This is a genomic window from Cytobacillus sp. MT66 (assembly GCF_058792595.1).
Map to the genome: position 1 here is coordinate 43,387 of NZ_JBXAFB010000007.1, position 16,966 is coordinate 60,352.

17 protein-coding genes and 2 riboswitches are annotated in these 16,966 nt (G+C 38.8%); of the genes, 8 read left to right on the top strand and 9 right to left on the bottom strand.

The window, feature by feature from the left end; all coding sequences use genetic code 11:
• Positions 1-86 precede the first annotated feature (86 nt).
• Positions 87-566, top strand: a complete 480-nt coding sequence (locus AC1Q59_RS13990; protein WP_492366460.1) for a DinB family protein — start codon at positions 87-89, stop codon at positions 564-566.
• Positions 567-688: 122 nt separating this feature from the next.
• Here AC1Q59_RS13990 and AC1Q59_RS13995 read toward each other — a convergent pair whose 3' ends face one another.
• On the bottom strand, positions 689-1,141 hold the full coding sequence (locus tag AC1Q59_RS13995; protein ID WP_492366461.1) for a staygreen family protein: 453 nt from the start codon (positions 1,139-1,141) through the stop codon (positions 689-691).
• Between the two features lie 241 nt (positions 1,142-1,382).
• On the opposite strand from AC1Q59_RS13995, the gene AC1Q59_RS14000 reads away from it, so the two are divergent.
• From AC1Q59_RS14000 to AC1Q59_RS14010, 3 genes are all read left to right on the top strand, one after another.
• Entirely contained in the window at positions 1,383-2,855 is a 1,473-nt protein-coding gene (locus AC1Q59_RS14000; RefSeq protein ID WP_492366462.1) for a phytoene desaturase family protein, read from the top strand.
• A gap of 185 nt (positions 2,856-3,040) precedes the next feature.
• Positions 3,041-5,266, top strand: coding sequence for a PhoX family protein (locus tag AC1Q59_RS14005; RefSeq protein ID WP_492366463.1), 2,226 nt, complete (start codon positions 3,041-3,043; stop codon positions 5,264-5,266).
• Positions 5,267-5,481: 215 nt separating this feature from the next.
• Positions 5,482-5,793, top strand: coding sequence for a DUF378 domain-containing protein (locus tag AC1Q59_RS14010; protein WP_492366464.1), 312 nt, complete (start codon positions 5,482-5,484; stop codon positions 5,791-5,793).
• 65 nt (positions 5,794-5,858) lie between these two features.
• On the opposite strand, the gene AC1Q59_RS14015 is transcribed toward AC1Q59_RS14010, so the two are convergent.
• From AC1Q59_RS14015 to AC1Q59_RS14035, 5 genes are all read right to left on the bottom strand, one after another.
• Positions 5,859-7,076, bottom strand: a complete 1,218-nt coding sequence (locus tag AC1Q59_RS14015; protein ID WP_492366465.1) for a M20 metallopeptidase family protein — start codon at positions 7,074-7,076, stop codon at positions 5,859-5,861.
• 13 nt (positions 7,077-7,089) lie between these two features.
• Positions 7,090-7,812: an amino acid ABC transporter ATP-binding protein gene (locus AC1Q59_RS14020; protein WP_492366466.1), complete on the bottom strand. Its 723-nt coding sequence runs from the start codon at positions 7,810-7,812 to the stop codon at positions 7,090-7,092.
• Entirely contained in the window at positions 7,809-8,471 is a 663-nt protein-coding gene (locus tag AC1Q59_RS14025) for an amino acid ABC transporter permease (protein WP_492366467.1), read from the bottom strand. Before AC1Q59_RS14025 ends, AC1Q59_RS14020 begins: the two co-directional genes overlap by 4 nt.
• A gap of 71 nt (positions 8,472-8,542) precedes the next feature.
• A complete protein-coding gene (locus tag AC1Q59_RS14030) occupies positions 8,543-9,373 on the bottom strand; it encodes a transporter substrate-binding domain-containing protein (RefSeq protein ID WP_492366468.1) in 831 nt (276 codons plus the stop codon).
• Between the two features lie 272 nt (positions 9,374-9,645).
• Positions 9,646-10,257 (bottom strand): trimeric intracellular cation channel family protein, encoded by a 612-nt coding sequence (locus tag AC1Q59_RS14035; RefSeq protein ID WP_492366469.1) that lies wholly within the window; start codon positions 10,255-10,257, stop codon positions 9,646-9,648.
• Positions 10,258-10,305: 48 nt separating this feature from the next.
• A riboswitch (glycine riboswitch) is annotated at positions 10,306-10,394 on the bottom strand.
• Positions 10,395-10,492: riboswitch (glycine riboswitch) on the bottom strand.
• Between the two features lie 149 nt (positions 10,493-10,641).
• Between AC1Q59_RS14035 and AC1Q59_RS14040 the strand changes: the two genes are divergently transcribed.
• The 4 genes from AC1Q59_RS14040 (at position 10,642) to AC1Q59_RS14055 (ending at position 14,501) form a co-directional block, all read left to right on the top strand.
• Positions 10,642-11,064: a hypothetical protein gene (locus AC1Q59_RS14040; RefSeq protein WP_492366470.1), complete on the top strand. Its 423-nt coding sequence runs from the start codon at positions 10,642-10,644 to the stop codon at positions 11,062-11,064.
• A 2-nt stretch (positions 11,065-11,066) separates the two neighbouring features.
• Positions 11,067-13,553 carry a molybdopterin oxidoreductase family protein gene (locus tag AC1Q59_RS14045; RefSeq protein ID WP_492366471.1) on the top strand — a complete coding sequence of 829 codons (2,487 nt, stop codon included), beginning with the start codon at positions 11,067-11,069 and terminating at the stop codon, positions 13,551-13,553.
• Between the two features lie 66 nt (positions 13,554-13,619).
• Positions 13,620-14,081 (top strand): DinB family protein, encoded by a 462-nt coding sequence (locus AC1Q59_RS14050; protein WP_492366472.1) that lies wholly within the window; start codon positions 13,620-13,622, stop codon positions 14,079-14,081.
• 24 nt (positions 14,082-14,105) lie between these two features.
• Positions 14,106-14,501 (top strand): VOC family protein, encoded by a 396-nt coding sequence (locus AC1Q59_RS14055; protein ID WP_492366473.1) that lies wholly within the window; start codon positions 14,106-14,108, stop codon positions 14,499-14,501.
• Positions 14,502-14,594: 93 nt separating this feature from the next.
• Here the strand turns inward: AC1Q59_RS14055 and AC1Q59_RS14060 are convergent, their stop codons facing one another.
• The 3 genes from AC1Q59_RS14060 to AC1Q59_RS14070 all read right to left on the bottom strand — a co-directional run bounded on the left by AC1Q59_RS14060 (position 14,595) and on the right by AC1Q59_RS14070 (position 16,954).
• Entirely contained in the window at positions 14,595-15,893 is a 1,299-nt protein-coding gene (locus AC1Q59_RS14060) for an alpha/beta hydrolase family protein (RefSeq protein WP_492366474.1), read from the bottom strand.
• Positions 15,894-16,070: 177 nt separating this feature from the next.
• Complete coding sequence (locus tag AC1Q59_RS14065) at positions 16,071-16,502, bottom strand: hypothetical protein (protein WP_492366475.1); 432 nt, start codon at positions 16,500-16,502, stop codon at positions 16,071-16,073.
• 14 nt (positions 16,503-16,516) lie between these two features.
• Positions 16,517-16,954: a LytTR family DNA-binding domain-containing protein gene (locus AC1Q59_RS14070; RefSeq protein WP_492366476.1), complete on the bottom strand. Its 438-nt coding sequence runs from the start codon at positions 16,952-16,954 to the stop codon at positions 16,517-16,519.
• Positions 16,955-16,966 lie beyond the last annotated feature (12 nt).

Here is a 16,966-nt window from a genome sequence, read left to right on the forward strand (position 1 = left end):
TTTGACCTTGAATTACATGATTAATTACACATCTATAAAACAATTAATGGATGAAAGAGGAATTTGAAGATTAGGGGAGATGTATTATGACAAACGATATGGTGCTAAGACAAGTGGAAGTGGTTCGAGCTATTACACTTCAAAAGGTGGAATCTATTACAGAAGATGTGGCTGATATTATGCCTAAGGGATTTAACAATACGATCCGTTGGAACGTTGGTCATATTTTAATCGTTCAGGATCAGCTTGCTGCGAACTTTGCGGGACTGCCGCAGCAACTGTCTCCAGAATTTAACACTCTATTTGGCAATCGGACGAAACCAAGTGAATGGCAAATAGAACCTCCAACGCTGCAAACCTTATCCTATGAATTAAAAAGGCAAACTGCCTACATTAAGGAAACTCTCGGTAACCGTCTGCATGAAAAGGTAAAAAAACCCTTTGTACGGCTTGGTTTTAAGATGGAAACAATCGGAGAAATTCTAACGTTTAGTTTACACCATGAAGGAATGCATACGGGAGCTATTTATGCGATTCAACGGGCAATTGAAGGTTCCAACAATTGAAGAAGCAGCAGTGAGGATGGCAAGATAAGCACTTTTTATAAACTACTGTATTTAATTTTCACCTTTAATTTTGGGATTTGGGGAGACAAACTTACTTTCTAGTTCATAAAACTGTTTAGTTGCTATATGGAAAAACTGTAGAAAGTCCCCCAATTTTCTTGTCTAGCAAACTGAGGATAGATGGACATAAAGTTAATTATGATTGGAGTTTGATCAAGACGCGGGTATCTGTCAAATAAAAGCCTATCCCCGTATCGAATAGCTGTTAACGCAAGCGGTAATTCCCGTCTAAATATTTCATTGCGTTTTTTTGACATATTTTGGCTATATTCTCCTTGATCAACATGTAAATAAACATAATAATATAAGGAATTTCCATTTGCTTTCCATTCACCCAATACTTCATCTCTCATGGTATTGATTTTATCCCAGGCATAATGAGTTCCAATTGTTAAAAATAAATCACCTGTTAAATCAGAATGAGTTAATGTGTAACGTCTTGGTATGACAGGATCTGTAGCGGTAATACCCCCCTTGTATTCCACAGATAATTTTTCAGGAATGAATACGCTCAAGCAATCAACTCCCATTGGTTTTTAAATCATTATGCTAATCTTCATTTATTAATTCGTAAAATTCATAAGTAGAATAAGTCCTTATTAAGCTGCAGTATTTGGACTCAGAGTAAACAAAAATTCCCCTTTGTATTCTAATTAATGGGTAATTTATAATATAATAATCCTATAATTTTGAATTTTACATCCAATTTTAACTAAGTATTTTATTAGTTAATGATTATGGAGAAATGGGGAAAGCATGATCACAATTATTGGTGCAGGAGTATCTGGGCTATCCGCAGGGATTTATTTGCAGATGAATGGCTATGAATCTGAAATATATGAAAAGCACTATATACCAGGTGGGGTCTGTACGGGTTGGTATAAAAATGGATATTATATTGACGGCTGCATTCACTGGCTAATGGGTACCAAAAAGGGAACAGGCTATTCAAAAATGTGGGATGAGTTAGGAGTTCTAGAAGATATCCCAATTATTCAAAAGGATGTTTTCTTAACCGTAGAGCTATCTAATGGAGAAATATTTGAAATTACAAACGATCTAAAGCAGTTTATTAATCAATTGCATGTTATTAGTCCAGAGGATGCCTCTTTTATTAGAGATCTTGAGAACTCATTGAAAGCATTAAGTAAAGCAAACATATTTTTTGAAAAACCTGATGATATTGCAACGATATTTGATAAAGTAAAAAATGCAGTCCAATTAGGATCATCCCTTAAAGTTTTTTCAAAATACTCTAAGATAACTATAGGAGAGTTGACAAAATCATTTAATTCGAAATACCTGGCTGAAATTATCCAAGAAGTTATGGGAATAGATGATTTTGCTGCAATCGCTTTATTTACCACATTAAACAATTTTTTTATTGGAAATAGCGGAATCCCTCAGGGTGGGTCATTAGCTTTGGCAAAAAGATTAGCCCAACGATATCAATCAATGGGCGGAAAACTTCATTTGAACATGCCTGTTGATCGAATTATAACTCAGAATGGCAGGGCAACAAGTATAGTGGTTAAAGGGAATGAGATCGAAACGGATCTTGTTATTTCTGCTGCTGATGGATATATTACGTATACAAAACTTTTGGATAATGAGTATATGAGCAGTCAAATTAAGGATTTATATAAACATAATAAACCCTTCAAACCATTAATTATAGTATCGTATGGTTCAAATGATCAGTTAGAGGAAATTCCGGATGTGATTAGTTTTCCCTTAAAAAAAGTGATCGATGTTGGAGGGGAAAAGATTAACAGAATAAAACTTAGAAATCATAATTATGATCCAACTTTAAATAAGAAAAAAGGTGCAGTCATTCAGGTCAACTTATTTTCAAATTGGGAATTCTGGAATGACCTCTATCATGATTCAACATTATACAATGAAAAGAAAGATGAAATAGCTGCTGAAGTTCTTGAAGCTATTGAATGCCACTTTCCAACACTAAAAGGAAGACTTACTTGTGTTGATGTAGCTACTCCTAAAACCTTTTTCCATTTTACCTCCGTTTGGAAAGGAGCATTTGAAGGATGGCTGCTAACTCCAGATAATGTGACGACAAAACTTAAAAAGCAAATTGAAGGATTAGAAAATGTGTTTCACATTGGTCAATGGACGACCCCTGGGGGTGGCGTCACCATTGCAGTTAAAGATGGAAGGGATATAGCCAGGATTATTTGTCGGAGAAATAAAAGGAAGTTCAAAACATAATATCACTAAAAATGTATCTTTAATGAGCCTTGTAAGTTTATTAGGTTTAACTTCTGTAATTAACCCAGCCTTCACAGAGGGCTGGGTTTCATTGTTTACAAACATTAAAAAAAAAACAACATTAAATTAACATTCAAATAGTTTAATAGAATTAAAGTAAAGGAATCTATTAGGGGGATTATTTGATGATTAATAACAAATTTGTGAAAAAAGGAGCTGCTTTAGCACTTGCTCTAGCGATTACAGTTCCAGCATTATCACCAGCAGCAGTGTATGCCCAGGAAGATATAAAAATAGAAGCTGTTAAATTTAATGGAATGAATGCACCATCTACTATTGAAGAAATGGTAAAGACGTATACAACTGCAACAGTTGATGTGAAATATAGCAATGGAGAAGTAAAAACCTTTCCGTTGTCCTACAATTACCTTTTTAAATCGGAAGATAAGGTAGCAACTGTAAAAGGGGAAAAAATCCCTGCAGGGACACCTATTGATGTAAAAGGAAATCCAATTAAGGATCCAAGCAGTACAGAAGGAAAATACTTCGTTTCAGATGCTCCAGATTCAAACAGCTTAATGCTTCCTATTAATGGAAAACTTTATATGATTACACATTATGAATACCAAACCATTGATGCTGCTGGTAAATCAGCATATGGTTTAGTTCCTGCATCTATGTCTTTGACAGAATTGAAACAGGACAAAAAAACAGGTGAACTGGAACCTGTAAAAGTTGAAAAGATTGATTTTTCAGCAGTGGATGGACTTTGGATCCCATGTAACGGATCATTATCTCCATGGAATACACATTTAGGTTCTGAAGAGTACGAACCAGATGCACGTCTTTTCTTAGATACAACTTCAAAAGTCAGAAGCCAAGTTGAAACATTTGCTCAATTCTATTTTGGAGATAAAGCAAAAGCTAATCCTTATTTCTATGGCTACACTCCAGAAATTACAGTAAATAAGAATGGAAAAACATCAGTTGTAAAACATTACAGTACAGGACGTTTCTCTCATGAGCTAGCTAAAGTAATGCCTGATAACAAAACTGTATTTTACGGCGATGATGGTGGTAATACAGGAATGTTTATGTACGTGGCTGACAAAGAAAAAGATTTATCAGCAGGTACATTATATGCTGCTGCATTTAAACAAACTGGAACTGAAAACGGTGGTTCAGGAGATTTGCAGTGGATTAATTTAGGACATGCAACGGATAAAGAAGTGAAAAAAATTATTGATAGCGGCATTCAATTCAATGATATTTTTGAAGCTTCAGACGCGCCTAAAGAAGGTTTTACAGCTATTAAAACATACTCAAATGAAGGAAAAGTTGAGTATTTAAAACTTAAACCTGGCAAAGAAAAAGCAGCAGCCTTCCTTGAAACACGCCGTTACGCAGCAATGCTTGGTGCGACAACTGAATTTAACAAAATGGAAGGGATAACACTAAACGAAAAGGATAGTAAAGTATATATTGCTATTTCCGATCAAAGTAAAGCCATGGAAAAAGATTCAACAGGAAAAGATCCAGCAGACCATATTCAATTACCAAAAATTAAAGCTGGTGTAACTTATCAATTAGATTTGCAAGGTGCTCAAAAGGATAGCGAAGGAAAGCCTATTAACAGCTCTTATGTAGCACCATCCATGTCCGGATTAGTCGTTGGTGAAGATTTAAAAGAAGCTGATTCATTTGGTAACACTGCAAATGTAGATAAAGTAGCCAATCCTGATAACCTAAGCTATTCTGAATCAATGAGAACACTCTTTATTGGTGAAGATAGTGGGGCACACACAAATAACTACGTTTGGGCTTATAATGTTGATACGAAAGAATTAGATCGTGTCTTATCTGTTCCAGCAGGTGCAGAAGCAACTGGATTATTTGCTGCTGATGATCGCAATGGATTCTCATACATTTTTAGTAATTTCCAGCATCCTGGTGATGAAGTAGAAGGTAAGTCAATTACAGCTGTTAATAAGGATGAATTACTAAAAGCAGTTGACGAACAGATTGGTATTAATAAAACAGGCGGTATTGGTTATATTTCTGGACTGCCTTCTTTAACAAACATGCCTGAAAAAAAACCTATTAATAATGAAAAACCAAATAAAGAACCAAAACCAGGAAAAAAAGTCTATTGGGACGGATTATTAATGAAGAAGGGTCAAATCGGCCGCATTAAAATTGAAAAGCCTATCAATCTTTGGGAACGTGATGAAAATGGCAAACTTACTTTTGTCCGCACGTTAAAACCAGGTGAAACCTATCGTGTCTATTCTAAGGATGATCTGCATTCGGGTCAATTTGGCGTGGGCGGAAGCCGCAACATCACCGATATAAAAGGACATGTCAAATATGAAACTCCATCCAAACAAAAGCTTGAACAGCTGAATAATTAAGACAATAAGAGTAGCCCTGTAAGTAACATTACAGGGCTTTTTCTTAAGCCTGAAATAGGTGCAGTCAATCAAAATGAAATTCCCAATTTTAATGTATGAAATCCTCATTTGAAACAAAAAATAAAAATGCAATTTTAGTACTTAAAGGTAGCCAGTTTGACCGAAGAGTAAAGAATTGTATTTTTGAGGAATCTAATTTAAAGGAGGCAGCTTTCATGAGGACACTGCAAAGAATTGCCTTAACATTGGTGATCATTGGGGCAATTAATTGGGGATTAATCGGATTCTTTAATTTTGATTTAGTAGCAGCTTTATTTGGCGGACAAGACGCCTTTTTATCAAGAGTCATCTACAGTCTTGTTGGGCTAAGCGGTTTAGTCTGTTTGACCCTATTATTTAAGCAATGGGAAGAGACGGATTCTAGAGCAGAAGTTAATAATAGGCAAGACTATGGCAAACTTAATTATGGTACTGAATTTGGCGAGGAAAATGAAATAGCTGATTTCAAAAAAAGAGAAGACGAATAAAAAGAAATAAGAAGCTAACAACCATATAAGTTGGAAGCTTCTTTTCATTTTTGCGCAGTTTATTATTAGTTCTTTGTTAAGTCTCTGTGCTCCTGTAATAAATGAAAGGCAGATTGAACCATCCATTTTATACCGATTTTAATGGCTTCTTCATCGACCATAAATTCAGGGTGGTGCAAGCCGTGGATGATTCCTTTTTCTTCATTTCCTGAGCCTAGCCATACATAGCATCCCGGTACTTTCTTTTGGTAGTAGGAAAAGTCATCTCCGCCCATCGTTGAATCCGAGAGAATCGTATTTTCCTCTCCCACAATGGATACAGCTGCAGAGCGAACGATTTCTGTGATTCTTGCATCATTGACAACGGCTGGAATTAAAAATTGATAATCAATTTCAACCTCTCCGCCGAACCCTGTTACTGTATTGGTAACCATCTTTTTGAATACCTGGTAGATTTTTTGTCTGACTTCTTCATTAGAAGTTCTGACGGTTCCTTTCAAAATTGCCTTATCAGGGATGACGTTATTGGTGGCTCCTGCTTGGAAGGAGCCGATGCTGACAACGGCAGATTCCTTGGCAGATACGGTGCGGCTCACAATTGTTTGGAGCTGGCTGACAACGGCACTGCCGATCATAATTGGATCAATTGTGTTTTCCGGCAAAGCAGCATGTCCGCCTTTTCCCTTTATGGTAAGGATAAAATCATCACAGCTGGCCATGAAGGATCCCTCTTTTATCCCCATTGTTCCCGTAGGAATATCAGGCGAGTTATGCAGACCGATAATTGATTGGACTCCTTCTAATAACCCCTGTTCAATCATAGAAACGGCTCCGCCTTCAGTTTCTTCTGCCGGTTGGAATAAAAGGCGGACATTCCCAGGCAGCCTATCACTTAGTTCTTGTAAGATGATTCCTGCTCCTAAAGTAATCGTTGTGTGGACATCATGGCCGCACATATGACTGACCCCATCTATTTTAGAACGGAATGGGAGGGTAGATGCTTCTTGAATTGGCAGTGCATCTATATCAGCCCGTAAAGCAATCGTTGGTCCCTGTCCTTTTCCAGTTACTTCACCAGCGGTTCCTGTTATTAAATTGGCTGGGATTTGAGCAATTCCAAATTCTTTTAACCAGCCATTTATGCGTTTGGTTGTTTCAAATTCCTGACTGCTAAGCTCGGGATTCATATGAAGCTCTCTGCGGATTTCTATTAGCTTTGGAAACAGCAGATCTATTTTTTCATCAAGTATTGCGGCAAGTTCTTTATTAAATACATTATTCATAGCGGATCTTCTCCTATTTTAAATGTCCTAAAAATTCTTTTGTTCTTTCATGCTGGGGTGCTTCGAAGATTGTTTTGGGTGGCCCTTGCTCAATAATAAAGCCTCCATCCATAAAGATAACGCGATCGGCCACTTCTTTGGCAAACCCCATTTCGTGTGTAACAATGACCATGGTCATTCCTTCCTTAGCTAGTTGTTTCATAACATTGAGTACTTCTCCAACCAATTCAGGGTCAAGAGCAGAGGTAGGCTCATCGAACAGCATAATTTTTGGCTCCATAGCTAACGCCCTGGCAATCGCCACCCGCTGCTTTTGTCCGCCGGATAAACGGTTAGGATACTCGTGCGCCTTTTCTTCCAGTCCTACTTTTTTTAGAAGCTCCAGACCTTTTTTCTTTGCCTGATCTTTAGTCATTTTTTTCAATAAAACAGGTGCTTCGTTAATATTTTCCAACACAGTCATATGGGGGAATAAATTAAATTGCTGAAAAACCATGCCGATTTCTTGGCGAAGTTTATTTAATGAAGATTCTTTTGACTCTACTATTCTACCATTAATCGTGATTGTACCGAGATCAGCTGTTTCTAAATGATTCATGCAGCGCAGAAACGTGCTTTTACCTGAGCCGCTGGGTCCAATAATAACTACGACTTCACCAGGAGCAACATCTAAATCTATGCCCTTTAAAACTTCTAAATTATTAAATTTCTTTACGATATTTTTACATGAAATCATTCGTAAGCACCAACTTTTTTCTCAATTTTCCCTACAATATAAGACATAATAGTCGTTAAGAATAAGTAGATTAAACCAACCAATAGAAAAACTTCCATATATAAATACGTGCTGCTGATGATTTGTTGACCTGTCCGAAGCAAATCATATAAAGCAATGGTTGATACGAGGGAGGACTCTTTTATTAAAGCTATAAATTCATTTCCTAGAGGCGGCAGCATTCGGCGGAACGCCTGAGGAATGATGACACGTCTCATGGCTTGGCTTGAACTTAATCCAAGTGATCTGGCTGCTTCCATTTGTCCTTTATCAATGGACTGTATCGCTCCCCTTGCAATTTCCGCAATATAAGCAGCAGCATTAAGTGATAATGCAATGCAGGCTGATACAAACGGCGGCAACGTTAGGGAACTGAATACAGATGGAATAGCAAAGTGAATTACAAATAATTGCAGTAATAGGGGAGTGCCGCGAATGACCCAAATATAAAAGCGGCTCAGCTGTGATAGAAGGGGGTTCGATGAAACCCGGCCAAGTCCGACAAAGATTCCTATGATACTTCCAAAAATCACACTAATTACGGCGATTTCAATTGTGACTAATGCCCCTTGTAAAAGGTAAGGCAAATAGGTTGCCGTAAAGGACAAAAATTCGCTCATTGTTTAAACCTCTCCTTTTAAAAGTAAAAACGGATAAATCGGATCAACGATTTATCCTATATCTGTCTGTATTATTGTTTTGTAATATCTGAACCAAACCATTTTTGGCTGATGTCACTTAATGTTCCATTACTTTCAAGCGTTTCGACAGCCTCTTGCAAGGATTCCCTAAGCTCGGTATCACCTTTTCGAACGGCAATTCCCATAGGCTGAACATTGAATGCCTCGCCTGCTACTTCAAATACCCCGGGTTTTGTCGTCATATAATATCGGCCAATCATTTCGCCAACAACTCCAGCATCTACACGCCCAAGTCCCATGTCATTAAATACATCTGTAGTCAAATCATATTTTTTTACTTCTTTAATCCCGTCAATGGATTTTACTGCTGTTTCACCGGTTGAGCCCAATTGGACACCCACATTTTTTCCTTTTAAGTCATCAATTGTTTTAATATTTAAAGGATTGCCGGCTTTAACAGTTAACACTTGTCCAACGCCAAAGTATTCCACGAAATCGACTTTTTTCTTTCTTTCATCCGTTACATTCATGGAAGAGAGAATGATGTCAAAACGTTTCGCATCTAAGCCGGGAATAATTCCATCCCATGCGGATGGGACGAATTTGACTTTCACCCCAAGTTCCTTTGAAAGTGCATTAGCAAAATCAATATCAAAACCGACTAACTCATTTTTTTCATTACGGTATTCCATTGGCGGAAGTGTATCATCTAAACCAATGGTAATTTCACCTTTTTCTTTAATTTCAGCAAGTGTATTACTGGCAGATGAATTTTTTTTCTGTGTGTTTTTCGATGTGTCAGGCAGGTTAGGCTGTGTGCCGCAAGCCGCAACCATTAAAGCAAGTGCAGCAATAAATAGTAATGATAATGCTTTTTTCAAGGCTGAATCCCCCTAATATAGCTTTAGTGCTTTATTTATTTAGCATAGTAAAGTATTTTGATATAACTATTCTATTAAAATAATAATGGAAAAGCAAGATGATTTTATGAAAGTTAGCATTTTTAAAATATTGGAAAATAATAAATGGGGACGATGTGGGGGATATGTAAAACAGCGTATTAAAAAAGCTGCACTAAAGTAAATCATGCAGCTTTATTCATTCTTTTGATGTTTTAGATACAAAGACCAAACTGGAGTGCAACTGCAGGTATCTAGTTCCCTTGTAATTTATTAATCTTTCTAGCCGGCAAGCACCAGCCAAACCGATGTGAAGCAACACGTAAGATTAAGATCATAACAAAAATAGCATATAATAGATAGCTATCCTCTGCCCATCCCATACCGATGATAAATCCAGCAATTATTCCCCAAAAAATATATATATCCTTGCGAAATACCATTGGTTTCTGGTTAGCCAATACATCGCGAATAATGCCTCCTCCTGCTCCGGTAATTGCAGCAGAAAACATAGTAGCCAGTAGTGGCAGATTCATCATATGTGCTTGCAGCCCGCCTTGAACAGAAAAGGCAGAGAGTCCGATAGCGTCAAAAAGATTCCATTCATTCAATCGATGAACGGCATCGTCTGGTAAAAGAAATACAATCGTAATGGTAATAAGCGCAATAATAAATAGAGTAGTCTGCTGCCATAATTGGCTAATTGGAATCCCAGTCAGCAGGTTCCTAATAGCCCCTCCGCCAAAGGCAGTAATTAATCCTAGAATATAAATACCGATGATATCATACTTTACTTTCATCGCAGTAATGGCTCCGCTTATCGCAAAGGCAATGGTCCCAATCACGTTCAATACATCCCAAACCATAATAAACCCTCCAATCAATAAGTCCATAACAAAGGACAGAGAAACCTGTATGTCTCCTCTGTCCTTGTACCTGAGAGTTTATAACCTATTGTTGGAAGGTCTACCCCTTGGGTGGCTTGAAGCGCTCTCCAGAGATGCGTCCCATTGTGGTCCTTTTGCCTGAGAGATTCATCTTTTTTAAAAGATTTTCCCCTTCGGCGCCGTCTATACACACGGTCTCTCCCACAGCAGTCTTTCGCAAGTATTTTTTTTGATATTTATACAGTAGAGGACGACTGCTTGGTTTGTCAATAACCAAATGACGAATACGGTATTTTCCCTAATTATGGACATATATATGTTGAGAAATGGCGCTTTTATCCTTAATAAGGCGGTGAAAACATCATGAATCAGCATATAGCACGTATAACACAGATTTTAAAGGTCCTCACAGAAGAATCTCCTGCCAGCAAAAACCCTATCGGATTTAGACTAACTCCCCTCCTGCTGGAGATGGACTGGACAGTCAAGCATATCAGCCATCTCCTTGAAAAAGAAGATCAGAATAAAGAAGATCTTAAACAATATCTTTCCATTCTATATCGAGATGATGAAGCGGCTGACCCTTTAATACGCAGCTGGGTTCGGGCAGCTAGGTGGATGGATAGCCCCCAACTGCAAGAAATAGTCAGAAGAAGGCAGCTTTATCAGTCTTTAAAGGAAGAGTTAACAAGTATGGTTCCGGACGTTCAGAGCATTTTTGGAAAGTATGAAACCCGATATATTATCCCTCCATTATTCAGGGGCAAGGAAAGGAATGATGCGTAAATATGTCATGGAACAATGAATCCAGAGTGGATATGAATGTGTATTCCCAAGGGGAAGTTGATAAATGGGCCTATAGCACCTGCAATATTTGTTCTATCGGCTGCGGATGCTATATAGCTGTTAAGAATAATAAAATTGTAGGGATTAAGGGAAATGCCGAACACCCTATTAATAGAGGAAGATTAGGCCCAAAAGGAGAAAATCAATGGTACGCGAATAACAGTCCAGATCGGCTGCTTACGCCATTAATCCGCAAAGACGGTACGCTTGAGCCAGCCTCATGGGAAGAGGCACTTAACGTGCTAGTTCAAAAAACAAAGGAGGCCTTAGAGCGCCACGGGGGGAATGGGGTGGCGATTTATTCCACCGGCCAGTCCACGATTGAAACCTATTACACGATTGCGAAGATCGGGAGAGCAGGAATCGGCTCTCATCTATTAGATGCCAATACTAGACTGTGTACGGCTACAACTGAATGGGCTCTTCTTCAGTCCTTCGGTGCTGATGGCGTTCCTGCTTCCATGGAAGATGTCGATTTGACCGATACGCTAATGCTCTTTGGACATAACCCAGCCGAAACTGGAACAGTCCTGTTTGAAAGAATCATGAAGCGAAAACGTGAGACCGGCTATCCGTTCATGATTGTTGTAGATGTAAGGAAAACTTTGACCGCAAAGGAGGCAGATTTATTTTTACAGTTAAATCCCGGTACCAATTTAGCTTTGTTAAATGGAATTATTCACCTTGTGATAAGAAATGGCTCTCTTGACCACGAATTTATGCAAAATTATACAATTCATTTTGATGAGGTGAAAAGATCAGTTGAGCTATGGACGCCTGAGCTTACTTCTCAGGTAACAGGGGTGCCGGTGGAACAGATCAAGAGGGCAGCTGAAGTGCTTGGAAGGACACCTTCTCTAGTATGTACCACTCTTCAAGGTGCCTACCAAAGTGTTGACGCTACAAGTTCGTGTGTGGCGATTAACAATTTGCATTTGATGAGAGGGCTTATAGGCAAACCGGGAAGCGGTCCCTTCCATATGGCTGGCCAGCCAAGTTCTTCTTCCAATCGAACGGTAGGAGGGGTAGGTACCTACCCAGGAAACCGGAACCCAGATAATCCTAAACATATTGAAGAAATCGCCCATTTGTGGAATGTGGAAGAGAAGCAGCTCGAAGTAGGGCCAGAGAAGGGCATTGAGGAAATTATTTATTTAATGGAGCAGGAAAAGATAGGGCTCTTTTGGAATATTAATACGAATCCCATGGTTTCCCTTCCTAATCGAAAGCGTGCAAAGAAGGCCTTTGAGAAAACCTTTGTAGTTGTACAGGATGCATTCTTGACCGAGACGACAGAAGTGGCCGATCTCGTGCTGCCTGTCGCTATTTGGGGAGAAAAAGAAGGGACAATGGAAAATACGGACAGGACGATTAATCTGTTAACCAAGGCTGTGGACCCGCCAAATGGAGTTCTGTCTGACTTTGAAATCCTGCTTGAGTTCGCAAAGCGAATGGACTTCAGGGATAAGGAAGGCAACCCGCTGATTTCATATAATACTCCAGAACAATGTTTTGAAGAGTGGAAACGGGTCTCTAAAGGGAGACCGAGTGATATGTCCGGCATTACCTACGAAAAATTAATGAAATACAATGGCCTCAGATGGCCCGTCAATGAGGAGCATCCTCTGGGAACCCCAAGGTTGTATACGGATTTAAAATTTCATACAACCCCAGATGATGCGCAAAGTTATGGGAAAGTGCTATTTACAGGAAGGCCAAGGACAAGGGAAGAGTTTGAAGATCTTCACGCCAATGGCAGGGCCATCATGTATGCTACCCACTATGTTCCGCCGGCGGAGCACCCTAGCGGGGAATTTCCGTTTTGGTTAACGACAGGCCGTCTTGTGTGGCATTGGCATAGCAGGACGAAAACCGGGAGATCACCCTATCTTCAAATGGTCGCTCCTCAAGGGTATGCAGAAATAAATATTGAAGATGCTCAAAATTTGGGGCTGATTCCGGGAGAGGTTGTCAAGGTTTCTTCACCAAGAGGGAGCATTAAGGTTCCTGCTAGAATTGTGGATACGATCAAAAAGGGTGTGGTGTTTGTCCCGTTTCACTTCGGTACATGGGAAAACAATGAAGCGGCCAATGAGCTAACCGCTGATTTTACAGACCCTCTATCCAAGCAGCCGACCTTTAAGCATGCTTCCTGCCGAATTGAAACACTTAGGAAGCGATACCAAATCAGCTCATCCGTCACCCTTTTGCATGTTGCGGATGAAAATCGATTAACATTGGAAGAGCTGGCAAGAGTCAATCGAATGATGCCACCCTATAGAGCAGATATTGGCAAGGTGGTGGAGGTGCCGCTATCAAGAGTTAATGTGGAAATACCACCGTATATGCCATATCGGAGCATAGAAAAATTCCCATCGTTTAAACAAGCAAATCTTCCATATACACGGCTTGATCTTGAAAAAGGATAGGCCTTTTCCTTTTTAAAGTCCAGATAATTTATTCTCATATTTCTCGATTAATTGGGGGTTTTAGGTATGATTCCTGAAAATGAACTGCGGTATCATCACTGGGCGAATGTCCGGCTTTTGAAACAAATTAGCCATCTGGATAGCGAAGTGTTTATTAAAAATGTAAAAAGCGTTTTTCCGTCTCTTTCAGCAGTTTTTGAACATATATACAATGTCGATCAGCTGTGGATACAGAGGATGCTGGGAACTAATGACATAAGCCAAGGGATTAAGTTTGAGACGCCACTTATAGCCGTTCAGTGCTTCGAAAGAAACTTTCAACAGCTGATGGAAATTAGAACTAAAGGGGGGATGGTTTACTATCAAAATTCGAAAGGCAAGCCATTTCAAAACAAGATTGAGGAGATTTTGAGGCATCTTATCAACCATGGGACTTATCACCGCGGAAATGTGTCCGCTATCCTCCATCAATTAGGCGAGAAAAGTATTTCTACCGATTACATCTTTTTTTTAAGAGAGACGGAATAACATTGTTATGAGGAGAGCTTGAAATTGAATATATCACGATTGGATCACCTCGTTCTTACAGTGAAAAATATCGAAATAACCTGCCTGTTTTATGCTAGAGTCCTAAATATGAAAGTAGAAGAATTCGGCGGCGGAAGAAAGGCATTAACATTCGGGACGCAAAAAATCAATTTGCATGAGTATGGAAAGGAATTTGAGCCAAAGTCTGCATTTCCAACACCAGGATCTGCAGATTTATGCTTCATTACAGAAACGCCAATAGAAGACTGCATCGTGAAGCTTAGAAATGAAAATATAGAAATCGAGGAAGGGCCCGTTACGAGGACTGGGGCACTAGGTCCCATCATTTCCCTCTATTTCAGAGACCCTGATCAAAATCTCATAGAAGTTTCAAATTATCTATCCTTGAATCAGCCTTAGGGTGTTCTTTTCGGAGGTTTTTTCTCCAACCGGCAGCTTTAAGGAAAAGGCTGAAATATACAAGCTTATTTATATATTTCAGCCATTGATTCTTCAATAAGTGTCTTTGGGAGTGAATGGCCCAATGCCCTTTAATTCATAGTCGAAAAATTGAAGAATGAGCTTATTTTCAGTCTCGATGCAATAATATTTGTCAATGTCGGCTTTTCCGCCTTGCAGAATGTTTGCAAGTATAGGGGAGAAGAGCGGCAAATCGGTTAAGCTAAGATGTTTTGCACCTTTAAAATGGACCGTATAGGCATCTTTGAATGGTTCATTATTGAGTTTATTCGCTGTATAAGTAGAGTTGCTGTTGAGCTGATCCCAAACATCGTCAGAATAAATGTTGAGAAGCGGGGTTGTAAAGGGCACGCTTTTTGCCACAAAATCATTCATCTCTTTCTTATAGTCAAGCTCACTAAAGAAAGGAGCATCAATATTTACAACCGCACCTATATCATCACGTTCTCTTTCAAGCCAAACACTGGCTGCGCCGCCCATTGAGTGCCCGAATACACCAATTTTCTCTGTATTAATAAGCTTGTAAACGGGGGTATTGTCACTCTTGGCTTTCTCAAGTATCGTATCGATGACAAAATTCATATCATCTGTTCGCAGCTTCATCCATTTTTGAATAAGACCATACATTTCTTCTTTCGTGTAAATGCCTTCTTTATTAAGATTGCTGATTTCACGGTTATAATCCGCATTGATCAAAGCCATTGTTCCATCATCTGATGCAGTATAAAAGGAGTGATAGGGATGATCAATTGAAACGACTACATACCCGTGGCTGGCAAGCTCTGTATAAGCTGAGGTATTGCTCGCCTTTATTCCGTATGCTCCATGTGAAAACACCAGAAGCGGAAATGATTCATCTGCCTGTTTGGGATACCAGAATTCTACGTTAACAAATCTGTTTTTCCCCGTATCAGTAAATTCCTCACTGCGGCTTTTGTCAATATAGGTGTAAGCAGCAGTTGTGACTTTATATTCACCTGTAGCTTTAGGTGCTTTATGCTGCGGAAAAATAATGGCAGGTGTAAGGGCAAATACGGTTGCCAATATGGCCAAGGCCGATTTCCACAAAACTTTAGATGTTTTGTATTGCTTGGTATTTGTTTTGTTGCGGATAAGTGAAACCGTTCCGAAAACCGCCAATATAAAAAGCAGGCAAGCAAACATAATCCAGCGGAAGCTCCAAACAATCACCGATAAAAGTGTAAGAATGACAAATGCCGTAAATAGAGCAATCCTAATCCAATTTTTAAATTTTTTGTGGTTCTGTTTCGTTACGATACAGTAGACGGCAAAAGCAATCTCCAAAACCAGCATCATCAATAAAATCCACATAGCAGCGGCACCTTCTCTTTCGTCTCATTTTTATAAATTCATCATAAAAAATGGCGGGAAAAGTGTATATAGAAAAACAGTAAGTTGCCGTTTTGAGCAAATAAGATGCAAAAAAAAGCAGTGAGCTCTCTAAGGCTCGCCGCTTTCAAAATCTATAGAGATAATTTTATTGCTTTCTCATATAACGTCATTTTTAAATGCCTTTAATTTTTCATTCATTTTTTGAGCCTCTTTTTTATCAATTTGCCATGATAGGAGCCGAACTAGGGTGTAGATCACGGCAATTTGCAGTGCCAAAATGATAACATCAAACACACTGTCCACAATAGCAAAAACGCTGGCAATGGCAATTAATATAAACTCCAAAGTGATAAAATGAATGACCATTCTTATGCGCATGTTCTTATCACTTATATTATTGGGAGAATATAATATAAACCCTGTTAATGTACTTAAAAATGAAAAGCCCATAATGATATAAATTGACTTCAAATCGAAGGCCATATCGGGATAATAAATTTGCCTTAAAAAGGTGATGACAATCATGATGAGGGCAAAGATAATCAAGAAATCTTTAATAGCCTTTTGTATAAATCCAGATAGTGGCATGCCTATCCCTCCGTTTATAATCCAAGCATATTTTTAAGCACAGGCACATACTGCCTGGATATAACAGCACGTTCCCCGTTATCAAGCACCGCTTCGAACCGGCCGCTTATGGACGGATAAACGGAAGAAATTTTGGTTAGATTTAATATCGTTGATTTGGATGCACGAAAACAGTTTTTTCCTTTGCAAATTTCCTCTAACTCATACAGCTTTTGTTTTACTTCAAAAACATTGTCCCTGCAGTAAGTAAATACTTTTCCGTCCACTGCCTCGAAATAATAAATATCCCTAAGGCTAATACGGTGAAATTTATCATTCTTATAGCCGAGCACAATGATATTTTCAGTTTTTAGCTTGTTTAGGATTTCATTTATTTCATCATCTACTTCATGACACCTAATGAGGATTTCTTCTGCCAGTTCTTTGCTTATTTCTTCAATTGAAATTTTCATCCTATCACCCGC